Source organism: Streptomyces sp. P9-A2, from assembly GCF_036634175.1.
In the GTDB taxonomy this organism is placed as follows: domain Bacteria; phylum Actinomycetota; class Actinomycetes; order Streptomycetales; family Streptomycetaceae; genus Streptomyces; species Streptomyces pratens.
Map to the genome: position 1 here is coordinate 2,016,413 of NZ_JAZIFX010000001.1, position 19,378 is coordinate 2,035,790.

General features: G+C 72.8%; 12 protein-coding genes and 2 pseudogenes. 12 read left to right on the forward strand and 2 right to left on the reverse strand.

The window, feature by feature from the left end; translation table 11 throughout:
• Positions 1-285 precede the first annotated feature (285 nt).
• The 7 genes and pseudogenes from lpdA (at position 286) to V4Y04_RS09140 (ending at position 9,705) form a co-directional block, all read left to right on the forward strand.
• Positions 286-1,674, forward strand: coding sequence for a dihydrolipoyl dehydrogenase (gene lpdA / locus V4Y04_RS09115; protein WP_332426883.1), 1,389 nt, complete (start codon positions 286-288; stop codon positions 1,672-1,674).
• Positions 1,675-1,734: 60 nt separating this feature from the next.
• Positions 1,735-3,528, forward strand: coding sequence for a 2-oxoglutarate dehydrogenase, E2 component, dihydrolipoamide succinyltransferase (gene sucB, locus V4Y04_RS09120; protein ID WP_332426885.1), 1,794 nt, complete (start codon positions 1,735-1,737; stop codon positions 3,526-3,528).
• Between the two features lie 422 nt (positions 3,529-3,950).
• On the forward strand, positions 3,951-4,574 hold the full coding sequence (locus tag V4Y04_RS09125; protein WP_332426886.1) for a GntR family transcriptional regulator: 624 nt from the start codon (positions 3,951-3,953) through the stop codon (positions 4,572-4,574).
• Between the two features lie 348 nt (positions 4,575-4,922).
• A complete protein-coding gene (aceE, locus tag V4Y04_RS09130; protein ID WP_332426887.1) occupies positions 4,923-7,625 on the forward strand; it encodes a pyruvate dehydrogenase (acetyl-transferring), homodimeric type in 2,703 nt (900 codons plus the stop codon).
• Positions 7,626-7,720: 95 nt separating this feature from the next.
• Positions 7,721-8,377: pseudogene (locus V4Y04_RS37705) on the forward strand (helix-turn-helix transcriptional regulator); the annotation flags it as partial.
• Positions 8,378-8,764: 387 nt separating this feature from the next.
• Positions 8,765-9,133: pseudogene (locus tag V4Y04_RS37710) on the forward strand (transcriptional regulator); the annotation flags it as partial.
• Positions 9,134-9,186: 53 nt separating this feature from the next.
• Positions 9,187-9,705 carry a DUF4240 domain-containing protein gene (locus V4Y04_RS09140; RefSeq protein ID WP_332432768.1) on the forward strand — a complete coding sequence of 173 codons (519 nt, stop codon included), beginning with the start codon at positions 9,187-9,189 and terminating at the stop codon, positions 9,703-9,705.
• 15 nt (positions 9,706-9,720) lie between these two features.
• On the opposite strand, the gene V4Y04_RS09145 is transcribed toward V4Y04_RS09140, so the two are convergent.
• Positions 9,721-10,557, reverse strand: coding sequence for a peptidoglycan recognition protein family protein (locus tag V4Y04_RS09145; protein WP_332426890.1), 837 nt, complete (start codon positions 10,555-10,557; stop codon positions 9,721-9,723).
• Between the two features lie 308 nt (positions 10,558-10,865).
• Between V4Y04_RS09145 and V4Y04_RS09150 the strand changes: the two genes are divergently transcribed.
• The 3 genes from V4Y04_RS09150 (at position 10,866) to V4Y04_RS09160 (ending at position 15,231) form a co-directional block, all read left to right on the forward strand.
• The gene (locus V4Y04_RS09150; protein WP_332426892.1) at positions 10,866-12,050 is read left to right on the forward strand and encodes a MarP family serine protease; all 1,185 of its coding nucleotides are present in this window, start codon (positions 10,866-10,868) and stop codon (positions 12,048-12,050) included.
• A 329-nt stretch (positions 12,051-12,379) separates the two neighbouring features.
• A complete protein-coding gene (locus V4Y04_RS09155; protein ID WP_332426894.1) occupies positions 12,380-13,282 on the forward strand; it encodes a TIGR01777 family oxidoreductase in 903 nt (300 codons plus the stop codon).
• A gap of 554 nt (positions 13,283-13,836) precedes the next feature.
• Positions 13,837-15,231 (forward strand): NAD(P)/FAD-dependent oxidoreductase, encoded by a 1,395-nt coding sequence (locus tag V4Y04_RS09160; RefSeq protein WP_332426895.1) that lies wholly within the window; start codon positions 13,837-13,839, stop codon positions 15,229-15,231.
• Between the two features lie 293 nt (positions 15,232-15,524).
• Here V4Y04_RS09160 and V4Y04_RS09165 read toward each other — a convergent pair whose 3' ends face one another.
• Complete coding sequence (locus tag V4Y04_RS09165) at positions 15,525-16,991, reverse strand: regulator (protein ID WP_332426896.1); 1,467 nt, start codon at positions 16,989-16,991, stop codon at positions 15,525-15,527.
• Positions 16,992-17,299: 308 nt separating this feature from the next.
• Between V4Y04_RS09165 and lipB the strand changes: the two genes are divergently transcribed.
• Together lipB and lipA are read left to right on the forward strand one after the other, a co-directional pair.
• Positions 17,300-18,148: a lipoyl(octanoyl) transferase LipB gene (lipB, locus tag V4Y04_RS09170; protein ID WP_332426897.1), complete on the forward strand. Its 849-nt coding sequence runs from the start codon at positions 17,300-17,302 to the stop codon at positions 18,146-18,148.
• 149 nt (positions 18,149-18,297) lie between these two features.
• On the forward strand, positions 18,298-19,263 hold the full coding sequence (gene lipA / locus V4Y04_RS09175; protein ID WP_332426898.1) for a lipoyl synthase: 966 nt from the start codon (positions 18,298-18,300) through the stop codon (positions 19,261-19,263).
• Positions 19,264-19,378 lie beyond the last annotated feature (115 nt).

Below are 19,378 nucleotides of genomic sequence, written 5' to 3' on the forward strand. Positions count from 1 at the left end.
GGGTCGTGCCCTGCCCCGGTCATGTGTCATGCCCTGCCCGGGTCGTGCCGCGGAGACGTGTCGTAGGGGTCGTCACGCGTGCTCACCTTGCCCGCGACGGGCGGGTGTTCGAACGTGGGACGCCTCACACCGCCGCCCCACGTCTCGTTCCGCGTCGACAAGTGCGAGGATAGGGCTCGGCAGGACAGGGCCCCACCGAAGGGCCGAAGGCAAAAAAGCGGCCGGACACCAGCCGCCGACCGGTCGCTGGAGACCGGCGTGGCGCACATGCATGGAGGACGTGACGTGGCGAACGACGCCAGCACTGTTTTCGACCTAGTGATCCTCGGCGGTGGCAGCGGCGGTTACGCCGCGGCTCTGCGCGGGGCGCAGCTGGGCCTGGACGTCGCCCTGATCGAGAAGAGCAAGGTCGGCGGTACCTGCCTGCACAACGGGTGTATCCCCACCAAAGCCCTGCTGCACGCGGGAGAGATCGCCGACCAGGCCCGCGAGAGCGAGCAGTTCGGTGTGAAGGCCACCTTCGAGGGCATCGACATGGCGGCCGTCCACAAGTACAAGGACGACGTGATCTCGGGCCTGTACAAGGGTCTGCAGGGTCTGATCGCTTCCCGCAAGGTGACCTACATCGAGGGTGAGGGCCGGCTGTCCTCGCCGACCTCCGTCGACGTGAACGGTCAGCGGGTCCAGGGCCGCCACGTCCTGCTGGCGACCGGCTCCGTGCCGAAGTCGCTGCCGGGCCTGGAGATCGACGGCGACCGGATCCTCTCCTCCGACCACGCCCTCGTCCTGGACCGGGTGCCGAAGTCCGCGATCGTGCTGGGCGGCGGCGTCATCGGCGTCGAGTTCGCCTCCGCGTGGAAGTCGTTCGGCGCCGAGGTCACCATCGTCGAGGGCCTCAAGCACCTCGTCCCGGTCGAGGACGAGAACAGCTCGAAGCTGCTGGAGCGGGCGTTCCGCAAGCGGGGCATCAAGTTCAACCTGGGCACCTTCTTCCAGAAGGCCGAGTACACCCAGGACGGCGTGAAGGTCACCCTCGCCGACGGCAAGGAGTTCGAGGCCGAGGTCCTGCTCGTCGCCATCGGCCGCGGCCCGGTCTCGCAGGGCCTGGGCTACGAGGAGGCCGGGGTCGCCATGGACCGCGGCTACGTCCTGGTCGACGAGTACATGCGGACCAACGTCCCGACGATCTCCGCGGTCGGCGACCTCGTCCCGACGCTCCAGCTCGCGCACGTCGGCTTCGCGGAGGGCATGCTGGTGGCGGAGCGGCTGGCCGGTCTGAAGACCGTCCCGGTCGACTACGACGGCGTGCCCCGGGTGACGTACTGCCACCCGGAGGTCGCCTCCGTCGGCATCACCGAGGCCAAGGCCAAGGAGATCTACGGCGCGGACAAGGTCGTCGCCCTGAAGTACAACCTGGCGGGCAACGGCAAGAGCAAGATCCTCAAGACCGCGGGCGAGATCAAGCTCGTCCAGGTCAAGGACGGTGCGGTGGTCGGCGTCCACATGGTCGGCGACCGTATGGGCGAGCAGGTGGGTGAGGCCCAGCTGATCTACAACTGGGAGGCGCTGCCTGCCGAGGTCGCCCAGCTGGTCCACGCCCACCCGACGCAGAACGAGGCGCTCGGCGAGGCGCACCTGGCCCTCGCGGGCAAGCCCCTCCACTCCCACGACTGACGTCCTCGGTCACGGGCGCGACGACACAGACTTCCGCACTTCTAAGGAGCAACCGAAACCATGGCGGTTTCCGTAACCCTTCCGGCGCTCGGCGAAAGCGTCACCGAGGGCACTGTCACCCGATGGCTGAAGGCCGAGGGCGAGCGCGTCGAGGCCGACGAGCCGCTGCTCGAGGTCTCCACCGACAAGGTCGACACCGAGATCCCGGCTCCGGCCTCCGGCGTGCTGTCCTCCATCAAGGTCGCCGAGGACGAGACCGTCGAGGTCGGTGCCGAGCTGGCCCTGATCGACGACGGCAGCGGTGCCCCCGCCGAGGCCCCGGCCCCGGCCGCCGAGCAGCCCGAGCCCGCCGCCGCACCGGCCCCTGAGCCGGCGGCGGCCGCCCCCTCCACCGAGCAGCCCGCCCCGGCTCCGGCGCCCACCGCCGACGCCACGGCCGGCGGCGGCTCCGCCGAGGGCACGGACGTGGTCCTGCCCGCGCTCGGCGAGTCCGTCACCGAGGGCACCGTCACCCGCTGGCTGAAGTCGGTCGGTGACAGCGTCGAGGCCGACGAGCCGCTGCTCGAGGTCTCCACCGACAAGGTCGACACCGAGATCCCGGCGCCCACCTCGGGTGTGCTGCTGGAGATCACGGTCGGCGAGGACGAGACGGCCGAGGTGGGCGCCAAGCTCGCCGTCATCGGCGCTCCGGGTGCCGCTCCGGCGGCTGCCGCCCCGGAACCGGCTTCCGCCCCGCAGGCCGCCCCCGCACCGGCTCCGGCCGCGACTCCGGAGCCCGCCCCGGCTCCGGCCGCACCTGCACCTGCTCCGCAGCAGGCCGCCCCGTCCCCCGCGCCGGCGGCTCCCGCCGCTCCGGCTCCGGCCGCTCCGGCTCCCACCGCTGCCGCGCCCGCCGCGGCTCCGGCCGCCGCGCAGCCGGCCGACGACGGCGCCTACGTGACCCCGCTGGTGCGCAAGCTCGCCGCCGAGCACGGCGTTGTCCTGTCCACCGTCAAGGGCACCGGCGTCGGTGGCCGTATCCGCAAGCAGGACGTGGTGGCGGCGGCCGAGGCCGCGAAGGCCGCCCCGGCCGCCGCTCCCGCGCCGCAGGCGGCACCGGCCGCCAAGCGGGCCCCGGTCCTCGAGGCCTCGCCGCTGCGCGGCCAGACCGTGAAGATGCCGCGGATCCGCAAGGTCATCGGCGACAACATGGTCAAGGCGCTGCACGAGCAGGCGCAGCTGTCCTCGGTCGTCGAGGTCGACGTCACGCGGCTGATGAAGCTGCGGACGCGGGCCAAGGAGTCGTTCGCGGCCCGCGAGGGCGTCAAGCTCTCCCCGATGCCGTTCTTCGTCAAGGCCGCCGCCCAGGCGCTGAAGGCCCACCCGGCCGTCAACGCCCGGATCAACGTGGACGAGGGGACCATCACCTACTTCGACACCGAGCACATCGGTATCGCGGTGGACTCCGAGAAGGGCCTGATGACCCCGGTCATCAAGAACGCCGGTGACCTCAACATCGCCGGCATCTCCAAGGCCACGGCCGAACTGGCGGGCAAGGTCCGGGCGAGCAAGATCACCCCGGACGAGCTGTCCGGCGGGACCTTCACCATCAGCAACACCGGTTCGCGCGGTGCGCTGTTCGACACGATCATCGTGCCTCCGGGCCAGGTCGCGATCCTGGGCATCGGTGCCACGGTCAAGCGTCCGGCCGTCATCGAGACGGAGGAGGGCACGGTCATCGGCGTCCGCGACATGACGTACCTGACGCTGTCCTACGACCACCGTCTGGTGGACGGCGCCGACGCGGCCCGTTACCTGAACTCGGTCAAGGCGATCCTGGAGGCGGGCGAGTTCGAGGTCGAGCTCGGCCTGTGATCCACGGCCACTGAAACCGGGTCGCCGACCCCGGTCCCTGGTGCCCCCGTCCGGAAGTCTCCGGGCGGGGGCACCGTCGTGTGCGCGGGGACGGGGCGAGGGACGGGTGGGGGTGGACGGTGCGCGGGGGACGGTGCGGTGGTGGACGGTGGACGGGATCCGGTGCACGGGCCGCGCGGGCCTGGCCGTACAGCCCGTCCGGGACTCGGCGCATACGTCGTGGGACGTGACGTATGCGCCGTGTAAGCCTCGTCTCACCTGCTCCAAAGCACCCTGTGCGCCCCTCCCGGACGGCGTCACAGCCGTATTGTCTAAGGGTCAAACGCCCTCAAGGGTCCTGTCCGTCGTCCGTCCGCCGCCCCTCGACGGGGGGCCCTTCGGGCGGCTGCCCCGGATTCACGAGCCCTGTTCAAGGAGCACTCATGACCGCGCCCGTCGTCCACTCGCTGCGCGAGCAGATCCGCGAGCACATCCTGGAAGGGATCATCAGCGGGCGCTGGCAGCCGGGCGAGCGGATCGTGGAGCGGCGGATCGCGACGGAGCTGGAGGTCAGCCAGACACCGGTGCGGGAGGCGCTGCGCGAGCTGGAGTCGCTGCGGCTGATCGAGTCGGCGCCCAACAAGGGCGTGCGGGTGCGGAACCTCTCGGCCACCGACCTGGAGGAGAGCTACCCGGTGCGGGCGGGTCTCGAGGCGATCGCCGCGGAACTGGCGGCGGACCGGCTGTCGGAGGACTGCTCGGCGCTGGAGCCGCACGTCGCCGCGCTGTACGAGGCCGACCGTGTCGCCGACGGCACGGGCCAGGTGCGGCACACGGTCGCCTTCCACCGCGAACTGGTCCGTGCGGCCGGCAACTCGGTGCTGCTGCACACCTGGGAGGGCCTGGGCATCGAGGTCTTCACCGCCCTGTCCATCCGCTGGCTGGGCACGGTCCAGCAGTCCTACGCGGAGGAGCACCAGGACCTGGTGGCTGCGTTCCGTCGCCGTGATCCGCGGATCGCGGAGATCGTGAAGGCCCATGTACTGGGGTGCGCGCCCCGGGCGTGAGCCCGGCGCGGGCCTCGGGCGGCAGGCGCTCGAGCCCGTACGGGAACACCCGGACGTGCGCCGGGGCGCCCGCCGGAACCCGTGTCGCGACACCTGCGGAGACCCGCGCTCACCTGCGAAAACATCCCCTTTTTCACGTCACTCGGTGCCACCTCCCCGGGCACCGCGTGCCGACTTTCTTGAAATCAAGAGATTTTCACCTGAACTCTTTGATCGATCATCGATCAGCAGGTTATTGTCACCGACGGGGTCTCCATCAGAGACCTCAGCCCTGTCCTGCCAAAGACCAAGGGCAACCCCGAACCCTTACCGATGAGGGAACCCCCTTCGACTGAGGAAGGCGGCGACATGACCGACCCCAAGGCCATCCAGCCGAGTGAGCTGGACCAGCTCCCGGACCGCGACCCCGAGGAGACCGCCGAATGGCGGGCCTCGCTCGACGCCGTCGCCAAGGCAGCCGGCCCGCACCGGGCCGCGTACCTGATGCGCCGTACGCTGGAGCGCGCCGAGGGCGCCGGCATCGCACTGCCGCGGCTCCTCGAGACCGACTACGTCAACACCATCCCCACCGCCGCCGAGCCCGCCGTGGACGGCGACGAGGCGATGGAGTCCCGTATCACCGCGTGGAACCGCTGGAACGCGGCGGCGATGGTGAGCCGCGGCAGCAAGTACGGCGTCGGTGGCCACATCGCCACCTTCGCCTCCGCGGCCTGGCTCTACGAGACCGGCTTCAACCACTTCTTCCGCGGCAAGGAGGGGGACGGCTCCGGCGACCAGCTCTACATCCAGGGCCACGCCTCCCCCGGCATCTACGCCCGTGCCTTCCTCGACGGCCGGCTGACCGAGGCGCACCTCGACAACTTCCGCCGCGAGGCCGGCGGCGACGGACTGCCGTCCTACCCGCACCCGCGGCGCCTGCCCTGGCTGTGGGAGTTCCCCACGGTGTCGATGGGCCTGGGCCCGATCTCCGCGATCTACCAGGCGCGGTTCAACCGCTATCTGACCAGCCGCGGCATCAAGGACCTGTCGAACTCCCACGTGTGGGCGTTCCTCGGCGACGGCGAGATGGACGAGCCGGAGTCCACCACCGCGCTCACCCTCGCCTCCCGCGAGGGCCTGGACAACCTGACCTTCGTCATCAACTGCAACCTGCAGCGGCTCGACGGTCCGGTCCGCGCCAACTTCAAGATCGTGCAGGAGCTGGAGGCCCAGTTCCGCGGCGCCGGCTGGAACGTGATCAAGAGCCTGTGGGGCACCGCCTGGGACGAGCTGTTCCAGCTGGACACCACGGGCGCGCTGGTCCGCCGCCTGCGCGAGGTACCCGACGCGCAGGTCCAGACGTACCAGACCCGCGACGCCGCCTACATCCGCGAGGACTTCTTCGGCAAGGACCCGGCGCTCGCCGAGATGGCGAAGCTGCTGAGCGACGACAAGATCATCGAGTGCTTCCAGCTCTCGCGCGGCGGCCACGAGGCCCGCAAGGTCTACGCCGCCTACCGCGCCGCGCTCTCCCACACGGGCGCGCCGACCGTGATCCTGGCCCAGACGGTCAAGGGCCACACGCTCGGCGACGGCTTCGCGTCGAAGAACGCCAACCACCAGATGAAGAAGCTGTCGGCGGACGAGTTCAAGGCGATGCGTGACCGCCTCGAACTGCCGATCAGGGACAGCGACTTCGTCGACGGCGAGGTCCCCTACGGCCACCCGGGCGCCGACTCCCCCGAGGTCCGTTACCTCCAGGAGCGGCGCGCGGCCCTCGGCGGTCCGGCCCCGGCCCGCCGCGTCCACCCGGTCGCGCCGCTGCCGGCCCCGGCCGAGAAGGCGTTCACCGCCTTCGACAAGGGCTCCGGCTCGCAGAACGTGGCCACCACCATGGCGTTCGTCCGCCTGGTCAAGGACCTGGTCCGCGACAAGGAGACCGGCAAACGCTGGGTGCCGATCGTCCCCGACGAGGCGCGCACCTTCGGCATGGAGTCGCTCTTCCCCTCACTGGGCATCTACTCGCCCAAGGGCCAGACGTACGAGCCGGTCGACCGCGACCAGCTGATGTACTACAAGGAGGCCAAGAACGGCCAGATCCTCAACGAGGGGATCACCGAGGCCGGTTCCATGGCCAGTTTCATCGCCGCCTCCACGTCGTACTCGACGCACGGCGAGCCGGTGATCCCGTTCTACATCTACTACTCGATGTTCGGCTGGCAGCGCACGGCCGACCAGATGTGGCAGCTCGGCGACCAGCTCGGCCGCGGCTTCCTCGTCGGCGCCACCGCCGGCCGTACCACCCTCACCGGTGAGGGCCTCCAGCACGCCGACGGCCACTCCCCCGTCATCGCGGCGACCAACCCGGCCGCGCTGACGTACGACCCGGCGTTCGCGTACGAGATCGCCGTCATCGTCAAGGACGGTCTGCGCCGGATGTACGGCGAGGCGGCCCCGGGCGAGGACCAGAACGTCTTCTACTACCTGACGGTCTACAACGAGCCGGTCCGGCAGCCGGCCAAACCGTCGGCCGCCGGGATCGACGAGGGCATCCTCAAGGGCCTGTACCGCTTCAACACGGCGGAGTCGGCCGGACTGGCCCCCGCGGCCAACGCCGCGCGGATCCAGCTGCTCGGCTCCGGTACGGCGATCCACTGGGCGCTGAAGGCGCAGCGGCTGCTCGCCGAGGAGTGGGGCGTGGCGGCCGACGTGTGGTCGGCGACGTCGTGGACCGAACTGCGCCGGGACGCGCTGGACGCCGACGCGGCGCTGCTGCGCGGCGAGGAGCGGGTGCCGTACGTCCGGCAGGCACTCCAGGGTGCCGAGGGTCCGGTGCTGGCGGTGTCCGACTACATGCGCCAGGTCCCCGACCAGATCGCGCAGTGGGTCGAGCAGGACTACTCCTCGCTGGGCGCCGACGGTTTCGGCCTGTCGGAGACCCGTGAGGCGGCCCGCCGGCACTTCGGTGTCGACGCCGAGTCCATCGTCGTCGCGGCGCTGGCGCAGCTCGCCCGGCGCGGCGAGGTGCAGGCCACGGCCGTGAAGGAAGCGCGCGAGAAGTACGGCCTGTAACGAAGCAGGGCCCGTGACAGGGCACCCGGTCCCGCGGACCGTGAAGGCAGGAGGCCCCCGCTGCGGCGGGGGCCTCCTGCCGCATCATGGGCCGCATGCGTGCTGCCCGGCTGATCAAGATGGTGCTGTTGCTCCAGTCCCGGCCCTCCATGACCGCCGCCGAACTGGCGCGCGAGCTGGAGGTGTCGGAGCGGACCGTCACCCGGGACGCGCAGGCGCTGTCCGAGGCCGGGGTTCCGGTGTACGCGGAGCGGGGGCGGGCCGGCGGGTACCGGCTGGTCGGCGGATACCGGACCAGGCTGACGGGACTGGCCCGCGGCGAGGCGGAGGCGCTGTTCCTGTCCGGGGTGCCGGGCGCGTTGCGCGAGATGGGGCTCGAGGACACGGCCTCCGCGGCCCGGCTGAAGGTGTCGGCAGCGCTGCTGCCCTCCCTGCGGGACGCGCCGAGGACGGCGGCGCAGCGGTTCCATCTGGACGCCCCGGGCTGGTTCCGCGAGGTGCCGGCGCCCGAGCTGCTGCCGGCCGTGGCGGACGCGGTGTGGGACGACCGCCGGGTCGTCGCGCGCTACCGGCGCGGGGACACCGAGGTGGAGCGGGAGCTGGAACCGTACGGGCTCGTACTCAAGGCGGGCGTCTGGTACCTGTGCGCGCGGGTGCCGGGGCGGAAGGCGTCGGAGCGGGGGCCGTCGGGCCCGGGGGCCCACCGGGTGTACAGGGTGTACCGGATCGACCGGTTCACGGCGGTGGAGGCGGTGGCCGGGGCGGATGCGGGTCCAGGCCCGGGTCCGGGTCCGGGCCCGGGCCTAGGTGCGGGTCCGGGCCCGGGTGCGGGTCCGGGCCCGGGCCCAGGTGCGGGTCCGGGCCCGGGCCCAGGTGCGGGTCCGGGTCCGGGCCCAGGTGCGGGTCCGGGTCCGGGCCCGGGTCCGGGCCCGGGTCCAGAGCCGGGTCCGGGTCCAGAGCCGGGTCCAGAGCCGGGTCCGGGTCCAGAGCCGGGTCCAGAGCCGGGTCCGGGTCCAGAGCCGGGTCCAGGTGCGGGTCCAGGACCGGGTCCGGGTCCAGGTGCGGGTCCAGGTCTGGACCCAGGTGCGAGTGCGGGTCCGGGCCCGGGTGCAAGTACGGGTCCGGGTCCAGGGCCGGGTGCGGGTGCGGCACGTTTCGAGCGCGACCCGGAGTTCGACCTGCCCGCGTTCTGGGCGGAGCGGGCGGAGCAGTTCGCGCGCTCGATCCTGCGGGCGGAGGTGGTGGTACGGCTGTCGCCCGAGGGAATGCGCGCGCTGCCGCACGCCGTGGACGCGGTGGCCGCGCGGGAGGCACTGGCCGGGGCGGCCGGGACCGGGGCGGACGACGACGGCTGGGTGACGGTGACCCTGCCGGTGGAGTCCGAGGAGGTCGCCCGTACCCAGCTGACGGCGCTGGGCCCCGAGGCGGAGGTACTCGCGCCCGCCTCGCTGCGGGAGTGGTTCGCCGCCCAGGCCGTACGGCTGGCCCTGCTGTACGGGAGGAATTGATCCGCGTATTCCGGGGTGCGTCCCGGGGTTCCAGGGCCGATGCTTGACGCGTGATGGACGAGACGGAGTTCTGGGAGCTGGTCGACACCGCCCGCGGGGACGCCGAGGGCGACCCGGAGGAGCAGGCCGACCTGCTCGTGGAGCGGCTCGCGCAGCTGGATCCGGAAGCCGTCCTCGACTTCGCCCGGCACTTCGAGGCCCGCTACCACCGCGCCTACCGCTGGGATCTCTGGGGCGCCGCCTGGGTCCTCCTCGACGGGGCGAGCGACGACGCCTTCGACTTCTTCAGGTGCTGGTTGATCGGCCAGGGCCGCGAGGTCTACGAGGGCGCGTTGCACGACCCGGACGCGCTGGCCGATCTGCTGGACGACTTCGACGAGGAGATCGACGGCGACGGCGAGGAGCTCGGTTACGCGGCGGACGAGGCGTACGAGCAGCTCACCGGCACCGTGGCCCCCGACCTGGACCTTCCCGCGGGCCCGGCCGAGCCCGCGGGCACGCCCGCCGACTTCGAGAACGACTCCTTGCTGGCCGAGCGCTATCCCCGGCTCTGGGACCGGTTCCGTCCCTGAGCCCCGGGGGCCTGCTCACCTCGGGGTCCCCGCGATCCGGCTGTTCTCCCCCTGCGCCTTTTCCTGTGCTTTTTCCTGTGCCTTCTGCTGCTGCTCCTGCAGGCTTCCGGGGTCCGGCCGGCGACCCTGCAGTTCTGCCGCCATCTCCCTGATCCTCGGCAGGCGTGCTTGCAGGGCGGCGCCCGGACAGCTGGTCATGAAGCCGTCGCTGTGGCCCGCGAGGGCGGGCAGCATCGCGGTGGTGCCGGCCGCGTACCGGCTGCCGCCGTTGCTGGAGACCAGCCGGACGTCGGATCGCGGGTCGGTGCCGGACAGACCGAGCTTCCAGGCGGCCAGCTCGGCGATCGCGCGCTCCATCGCGGGTGGCACGGCCACCCCGGCGCTGAAGGTGCCGAGCGCGGCGATGCCCGTGCTGCGGTGGTTGAAGCCCTGGGTGTGGGCGCCGGTGACGGGACGGCCGGTGCCGCCCGCGCGGCCTTCGTAGATGGTGCCGCAGCGGTCGACGACGAAGTTGTAACCGATGTCGTCCCAGTCCCGGGCAGTGGTCTGGCCCTCGTAGAGGCTGCGAATCTGGGTGGGGGCCCCGGCGCAGTCGTAGTCGTTGGGCGAGTCGGTGTGATGGACGAAGACGGCGACGACCTTGTCGTCGTAGCGCGGGGGCGGTTGTTCGCGGCCGGCGTCGCCCACCCAGGCCGCTCTCGACACGATGGGCGGCCTGGACGCCGTGTGGGCGGCCGTCTCACGGACGGGGGCCGGGGCGGCGGCCGAGGGCTCCGCGGCCCGTTCGACTCCGTACGCGCACAGCACCAGGGCGGCCGCCGCGGCGACGCCGGGCAGGCAGCCGAACAGCACTTTGACGGTCCTGGGCAGGCTCGTACGGCCGGTTCCGCGGGATATCCGGGAAGCATGGCGCGGCCGCGCTCCCCTTGGTCTTCTGAGGACACGCATGTCTTCACTGTGGGGCGGACAGAGCGGGCCCGCGACGTGGCCGTGCCAACCGGTGGAACCATCGTCCGGGTCCACGGCGGAACCATCGTCCGGGTCCTCGGCGTTCTTCCGGGTACACGCGCGTGCGACCGCTTTCCGGTGGTCACCCGCGCGTGGCTGATCACCGGGCCCCTCCCCCACGTATGAGAGGGCCCGAGAGAAAGGCGGCGTGCGTGGACCTGCTCGACATCCTGCTGTTGCTGGTCGTCCTGGCCTACGCGGCGTCCGGCTACCGGCGCGGTCTGCTGGCCGGCTGCGTGTCGCTGGCCGGTTTCGTGGGCGGTGCCCTCGTCGGCGTGTGGATTCTGCCCTGGGTGATGGACCTGGTGACCCCGGGGACCACCGGGGCCACCGTGACGGCCCTGGTCACGGTGTTGCTGCCGGCGGCCGTGGGCCATGAGCTGGCGGGCCGGCTGGCGCTGCGGCTGCGTCGGGAGCTGGACCGGGGGCCGCTGCGGGTGGCGGACGGCGTCGGCGGGGCGGTGGCCAACTCGGTGGCCGTGCTGATCGTGGCCTGGGTGATCGCGTCCGTCCTCGGTGCCTCCTCGTCCCCGCTGATCACCTCCGCGATCCGGGACTCGCGGCTGCTCGGCACGGTCCACGAGGTGATGCCGGACAGCACCCCCGCGTGGTTCTCGCGGGCCACCTCAGCGCTGACCGAGGCGGGTTTCCCGCAGGTCTTCAACCCGTTCGAGAACGAGTCGACGGCCGAGGTCGCCGAGCCCTCCGGCGACAGCGTCACCGCCGCCGCCACCCGGGCCGCCCAACGGAGCACGGTGAAGGTCGAGGGCGTCGCGGGTCTCCAGGGCCGCGAGGGCAGCGGCTTCGTGTACGCGACGGAGCACGTGATGACCAACGCCCATGTGGTGGCCGGCATCGACGAGCCGACCGTGCGGGTCGGCGGCGTCGGGCGGGCGTACGAGGCCCGGGTGGTGCTGTTCGACCCGCAGAAGGACGTGGCCGTGCTGTACGTGCCCGAACTGCGGGCGCCCGTCCTCCGGTTCGTCGACGACGCCGACCGCGGCGATTCGGCGGTCGTCGCGGGCTACCCGCAGGACGGCGATCTGAATCTCCAGGCGGCGACGGTCGCGAACCGGGTGCAGGCGAGAGGACGGAACATCTACGGCGACCAGGGCGTCACGCGCGAGATCTACTCCATCCGCTCCACCGTGCGCCCCGGCAATTCCGGCGGGCCGCTGCTGAGCACCGACGGCCGGGTGTTCGGCGTGGTGTTCGCCCGGTCCACCTCGGACGTGGAGACCGGCTACGTCCTGACCGCGGCCGAGGTCGCCGGCGAGGCGGAGCGCGCGGCGAACGCGACGGCACCGGTGGACACGGGAGAACCGGTGACGTCGTAGGCGGCGGGGTGGGCCGGTGGCATGCAAGGTGCGACCAGGTGTCGCGGTCCAGCAGGGCCGGTTCCCGCTCGTCGGAGTGGTGTGCGGCGCGGATCGACAGGCCGGGAGTGGGGGCACTTTACGGTCGGGTCCGTCGTGTTCCCGCCGTGATGCCCGGGCGGCGGGGCAGGATGGGAATCGTGACTCCGCTCCCCTCTCGAAAGAAGGGGGCTTCCCACCCGAGGGTCGCGGTCCAGCCCGAACCGATCCCTTGCGGGACACCAGAAACGTACGCCAGGGATTCGATTCCCCCACCGGCTGAAGTCGGTGGTTCCCTCGAAAGAGGTCCGATGGAACCTTCCCGAATCGCGGTGGCCGGTGCGTCCGGCCTCATCGGCGGTGCACTCGTCCGGTCCCTCACCGCCGACGGGCACCGGGTGGTGCGCCTGGTGCGCAGGACTCCCCGCGCGGAGGACGAGGTGCGGTGGGACCCGGAGCGGGGGTCCGTGGACGCGGCCGGGCTCGCCGGGTGCGACGCCGTGGTCAATCTCGCCGGTGCCGGGGTGGGCGACCACCGCTGGACACCCGAGTACAAGGCGCGGATCCGCGACGGCCGGGTGCGGGGCACGGCCGCGCTCGCCGAGGCGTTCGCCGGGATGGAGCGGGACGTACGGCCGCGGGTGTTCGTGAACGGCAGTGCGATCGGCTACTACGGCGAGACCGGCGACCGGACGGTCGACGAGAGCGCGCCGGCGGGCTCGGGCTTCCTGCCGGAGCTGTGCGTCGAGTGGGAGGCCGCCGCGGCACCGGCCCGGGAGGCGGGCGTGCGGACGGCGTTCGCCCGGACCGGGCTCGTGGTGGCCCGCGGGGGCAGGGCGTGGGGCAGGCTCTTCCCGCTGTTCCGGGCCGGGCTGGGCGGGCGGCTGGGCGACGGGCGCCAGTACTGGTCGTACGTCGCCCTGCACGACGAGGTGGCCGCCCTGCGCCATCTGCTCGACACCGACGGGCTGTCCGGGCCGTTCAACCTGACCGCGCCGCACCCGGCGACCAACCGTGAGATCACCGCGGCGATGGCGCGGGTGCTGCGCCGGCCGGCGGTGTTCGCGGTACCGGCGCCGGTGCTGCGGACGGTGCTCGGGGAGATGGCCCAGGACGTGCTGGGCAGCGCCCGGGTGCTGCCGACACGGCTGCTGGAGTCGGGGTTCCGATTCGCGTTCCCGGACATCGAGGGGACGATCCGCGCGGCGCTGTGACGGGACGGCCTGGGCGGAGGGCACCCCGGGTGCGGAGGATGCCAAGGGCGCGGAGGGTGCCAAGGGCGCGGGCCCGCCGGGCGGGTGTGCCCTCGGTGACCGCGGTCCGCCGTCGAGGCCCCGGAACCACCCCGGCCCGGGACCACCGGAGCGCGGAACCACCCCGGCCCGGGACCACCGGAGCGCGGGGCCGCCAGGGCGCGGGACCACCGGAGCGCGGGGCCGCCAGGGCGCGGGACCACCGGAGCGCGGGACCACCGGAGCGCGGGCCCGCCGGGGCGGGTGCGCCCTCGGTGACCGCGGTCCGCCGTCGAGGCCCCGGAACCACCCCGGCCCGGGACCACCGGGGCGCGGAACCACCGGGGCGGGTGCGCCCTCGGTGACGGTGGTGTGTCGTCCGGCGGGCGTATGCGACCGCCGTGCGCCCGTGCCCCTGTCGATGCGCGACTCCCCGGGTGCCCTCCCGGACCTAACCTCGAGCAGAACTCGGGTATTCCTGGGGCCTGTTGGGGGCATGACGTCTCCAGCGTCCGCGCAACCTCGAGGAGGGGCACGTGCTTGAGCCCACGTACCAGGCGGACGTCGTCGTCGTGGGGGCCGGGATCGCCGGACTCTCCGCGGCGCGACGCCTGACCGGCGCAGGAGTCACCACCGTGGTCCTGGAGGCCGCCCACGCGGTGGGCGGCCGGATGGCCACGGAGAAGGTCGACGGCTTCCGGCTCGACAGAGTCGGGCAGTTGCTGTCCACGGCGTATCCCGAGCTGCGGCCGACCGCGGGCGTGGAGGGGCTCGTACTGCGCCCGTTCGCGCCCGGGATCCTGCTGCACAGCGACGGACGGCACCACCGCGCGGGCGTGCCCACCGGCGCGAGGGGCGCAAGGGGCGCACTTCATGCGGTGCGCGCCCTCGCGAGCGCCCCTCGGGCGGGGTCGGTGCCCAGGAGGCCGGTGGCCGTTCCCGGACGGCAGGTGTCCACACCCCGGAGCCGGACCGGTGCCCCGCTGGGCACCGCCGTCGACCAGGCCCGGCTGGGCGCCGCGTTCACCCGGCTCGCGGGCACACCGGTGGAACGGCTGCTGGCCCGGCCGGAGTCGACCGCCGCGGAGGCGCTGACGGCCCGGGGCCTGCCGGCCCGTACCGTCGACGGCTTCCTCCGTCCGCTGCTCGCCGCGCTGTTGTGCGACCCGGACCTCACCACGTCGAGCCGGTGCGCGGATCTCGCGCTGCGGGCCTTCGCGGCCGGGCGGCTGTGTCTGCCGGAGGGCGGCGCGGAGGCGTTGCCGGAGCTGCTGGCGCGGGGGCTGCCCCCGGGCACGGTGCGCACCGGCGTCCGGGCCGTCTCCGTCTCGACGACGTCGGTGACCACCGCCGAGCACGGCGAGTTCCGCTGCCGCGCGGTGCTGATCGCGACGGACGCGCGCGCCGCCGCGCAGTTGCTGCCGGGCCTGCGGGTGCCGGACTTCCACCCGGTGACGGTGGTGCACCACGCGACCGACGAGCCCCCGCAGACCGGCACCTCGCTGCTCCTGGACGCCGACCGGGGCGGCCCGGTGACGCACACGGCGGTGGTCAGCCGGGTCGACCCGTCCCGGGCCCCGGCCGGCCGCGCGCTGGTGTCGTCCACGGTGCTGGGCCCACCCGGAGCGCAGGTCGACGCGGACGTACGCGTGCACCTGTCCAGGCTGTACGGCATGCCGACGGCGCGCTGGGAGACACTGGCGGTCCACCACACCGCCGACGCCGTGCCGGCGACGCCTCCGCCGCACGATCTGCGCCGCCCGGTACGGCTGCTGGCGGGCCTGTACGTGTGCGGCGACCACCGCGACACCAGCACCGTGCAGGGCGCCCTGCACTCGGGCCGCCGCGCCTCGACCGCGATCCTGGCGGACCTGGGCGCGGACCGCCCCCTGCACACGGCCGACCCCCTTCCGACGGCCCGGGCGGCCTGACCGCCCCGGCGGGCGGGACGGCGCCCCGCGCCGCCCCGCCGTCTCCTGGCCGGACACCCCGCCCTCCACCGGCGCACGGGGCTTGTCCGGACCCGGGCAGCCGGGAGCCGGGGTCCGGGCAGCCCGGGGAGCCGTCAGTCCCTCCACGAGGCGTCAGGCGGCTCTCCGGCGGCCTCCCTGCGGCCCTCTTGCCGGATCCCGTGGCCCGGTGGTGGCTGCGGCGGCCGAGGGGCGCGTAGCCACCGTGGCCGCTCGGCCCGCGCCCCTCCGCCCGCGCCCCTCGGCGTCGCCGCTCAGCCGTACGCCGCGATCCTGTCCCGGTAGACGCGGACCGGTGCCGCGTCGCGGTAGGGCTCCAGGCGGCGTTCGAAGTCGCGGACGTACTCCACGGCCCGTACCGAGCGCATCTCGGCGGCCTGGCCCGCCGCCTCGGCGGCGATGAGGCAGGCCTGGTCGAGTTCGCCGAGACCGAGGCGCGCGGTGGCGAGGACGACCCGGCAGAACAGGCGGCTGCGGGCGTAGCCGGGGGCGCGCAGTTGCAGCGAGCGCTCCGCGTGCTGGGCGGCGGCCCGGAACTGCTGGAGGTCGCGGTGGCAGTGGCCGAACTCGTCCGCGAGCTGGGCCTCGTCGAAGAAGCGCACCCAGTGCGGGACCTCGTCGCCGGGCCGGGCGCTCTCCAGGGCTCGTTCGGCGCGTACCAGCGCCGCGGTGCAGGCACGGACCTCACCGAGCACCCCGTGCCCGCGCGCCTCCACGGCGTGCAGCAGGGCCTGCACCAGGGGCGGGGTGGAGCCGCCCGCACCCTGCTGGGCCACCCGCGCCAGTTGCACGGCCTCCCGGCCGTGGCCGAGGTAGACGGCCTGTCGGCTCATGGTGACCAGGACGTACGCGCCGTAGGCCCGGTCCGCGGCCGCCTGGGAGAGGCGGAGCGCCTGGACGAAGTAGCGCTGGGCAAGCCCGTGCGCGCCGATGTCGTACGACGTCCAGCCGGCCAGCCGGGTCAGGTCGGCGACGGCGGCGAACAGGCGGCGTCCGGTCTGTTCGCCGTAGCTGCCGCGCAGCATCGGCTCGCACTCGTGCTCCAGGTAGCGCACCAGGGCCTGGCGGGCGTGGCCGCCGCCGTAGGCGTCGTCGAGGGTGCGGAACAACTCGCTCACCGAGCGCAGGGCGGCGATGTCGCCGCCGGTGACCCGCTGGCCGGGACCGCGTTCGGCGGCGTGCCGGCGGCGGGCGGCGAACCCTGGCGGCCGCCCCGCCGGCCCGCCCGCCGACCGGATCTGGGCGGGAACGCGGAGCGGTGGCTCGGCGCGGGCCACCTTCTCGTCGGCGCGGCCGATGAGCCAGTCCCGGCTGGGCACGACGAGCCCGGCCGAGGTGAAGGCGATCTTGCGCAGCTCGGCGTGACTGCCGGAGTCCTTGCGCCACAGCCCGCTGACGATGTCGATGGCCTCGTCGGGGGCGGCGGCGAACTCCAGGCCCGCGTAGACGGGGGCACAGGCGTCCAGGCCGAGGTCCTGGGCCGTGAGCCTGCGGCCGAGGCGCCGGGTGAAGACCTCGGCGATGAGCGCGGGTGTGGTGCCCCTGGGCTGCTGCCCACGCAGCCAGCGGGTGACGGAGGTCTTGTCGTATCTCAGGTCGAGCCCGTGTTCGAGACCGAGCTGGTCCACGCGACGGGCGAGTCCCGCGTTGGAGAACCCCGCTTCTGCGATGAGCGCGGCGAGCTGGCGGTTGGGGGTGCGCTGCGCGGGTCGTTCCGACATCTGCGGTGCGGTCTCCTGCCTTCCGGTGAACGTGGTGGTGCCCGGATGGCCCATGAGCAGCCGATGCGCATCCGTGAGCAGCTCTTATGACCTGCCGAACGGCGCGAATGTAGCGGAGAGTGAACGCTCGGTTGCGGCCTTCGATCCGCATTCATCCGATCGTGTGAGGATTGACCTCACGGCTGACGACGGACGGCGACCGGCCGCACGGTCGTACAGTTGCTTGGGCACGTTTCACGCCTTACCGCTTGTTTGCCTTACTGCCTTACTGCCTTACTGCCTTACTACCGTCTGGGGAGGCGCTTGCCGTGAGTGAGTTGCGGTTCGTCCGAATGGGTTTCGGAACCGAGTCCGTCGACTACCAGGTGGCCTGGGACGAACAGCGCCGGGTGCACGCGGCGCGGTTCGCCGACGAGGTGCCCGACACCGTGATCCTGCTGGAGCACCCCCCGGTCTACACGGCCGGCCGGCGCACCCAGGACAGCGAGCGCCCTCTCGACGGCACCCCGGTCATCGACGTGGACCGCGGCGGCAAGATCACCTGGCACGGTCCCGGCCAGCTGGTGGGCTACCCGATCCAGAAGCTGCCCCGCCCGGTGGACGTGGTGGCACACGTGCGGCGCCTGGAGGAGGCTCTGATCCGCGCCTCCGCGGAGTTCGGCGTGACCGCCACCCGCATCGAGGGCCGCAGCGGGGTGTGGGTGCTGGGCGACCCGGTCGAACAGCGTCCGGCGCGCTATGGAGGGGCGGCGCGCAGCGCTTCGGCCGAGGGTGGCGGCGGGCGACGGGCGGGCCTCTCCCTCGACTTCGACCCCCGCCTGACCGACGAGGAGTTCGACCCGCGGCTGAACGGCCCCGAGTACGCGCCCTCCAACGCCGGCCAGCGCCGCGAGGACCGCAAGCTCGCCGCCATCGGGATCAGGGTGGCCAAGGGCGTCACCATGCACGGCTTCTCGTACAACGTGCAGCCGGACAACAAGTGGTTCGACCGGATCATCCCGTGCGGCATCCGCGACGCGGGCGTCACCTCCCTCGCGGCCGAACTGGGCCGCGACATCACGATCGACGAGGCGCTCCCGGTCGTCGAGCGCCACCTGCGCGACATCCTGGAGCACGCCGACCCGAAGCCCCGGGAGATCGTCCGCGCGAGCGCCTGATCCGGACCGGGCCGGCCCGGTCCGGACGAGAGGCCCCGGCCTCGCGTCCGGGAATGCGCCCCGCGCCTCGGAGGTTGGCCTGACCGCCAGGCCCGACAAACACGGGCGTACCCTGGTGTACGCCGAAGAATCGAAGCTAGGGAGCCGATGTGTCCGCAGTCGCACCCGACGGACGCAAGATGCTGCGCCTGGAGGTCCGCAACAGCCAGACCCCCATCGAGCGCAAGCCCGAGTGGATCAAGACACGGGCGAAGATGGGGCCCGAGTACACGAAGATGCAGAACCTCGTCAAGAGCGAGGGACTGCACACGGTCTGCCAGGAAGCCGGCTGCCCGAACATCTACGAGTGCTGGGAGGACCGCGAGGCGACCTTCCTCATCGGCGGCGACCAGTGCACCCGGCGCTGTGACTTCTGCCAGATCGACACCGGCAAGCCTGAGGCCCTCGACCGGGACGAACCGCGCCGCGTGGGCGAGTCCGTGGTCACCATGGACCTGAACTACGCCACCATCACCGGCGTCGCCCGCGACGACCTGGAGGACGGCGGCGCCTGGCTGTACGCCGAGACCGTGCGCCAGATCCACGCGCAGACCGCCGAGCGCGCGGACGGCCGCACCAAGGTCGAGCTGCTGGCCCCCGACTTCAACGCGGTCCCCGAGCAGCTGGCTGAGGTCTTCTCCTCCCGCCCCGAGGTGTTCGCGCACAACGTCGAGACCGTGCCCCGCATCTTCAAGCGGATCCGCCCCGGCTTCCGTTACGACCGCTCCCTGGAGGTCATCACCGCCGCCCGGGACTACGGCCTGGTCACCAAGTCGAACCTGATCCTCGGCATGGGCGAGACCCGCGAGGAGGTCGGCGAGGCGCTCCGGCAGCTGCACGACGCCGGCTGTGAGCTCGTCACCATCACGCAGTACCTGCGTCCGTCGGTGCGCCACCACCCCGTCGACCGCTGGGTGAAGCCGCACGAGTTCGTGGAGCTGAAGGAGGAGGCCGAGCAGATCGGCTTCTCCGGTGTGATGTCCGGCCCGCTGGTCCGCTCCTCGTACCGCGCCGGCCGCCTGTATCAGATGGCGGTCGAGAAGCGCGGTACGTACGTCGCGGCGCAGGCCGTCTGACGCCACGTCCCCGCCCGTTCCAGCACCGGGTGAGGCATCCGTGTGAACTCACGCACAAGATACTACTGACCAGTAATGGCCGAGAAGAAGCGGCCCCGGCCGTCCTCGCAGATGA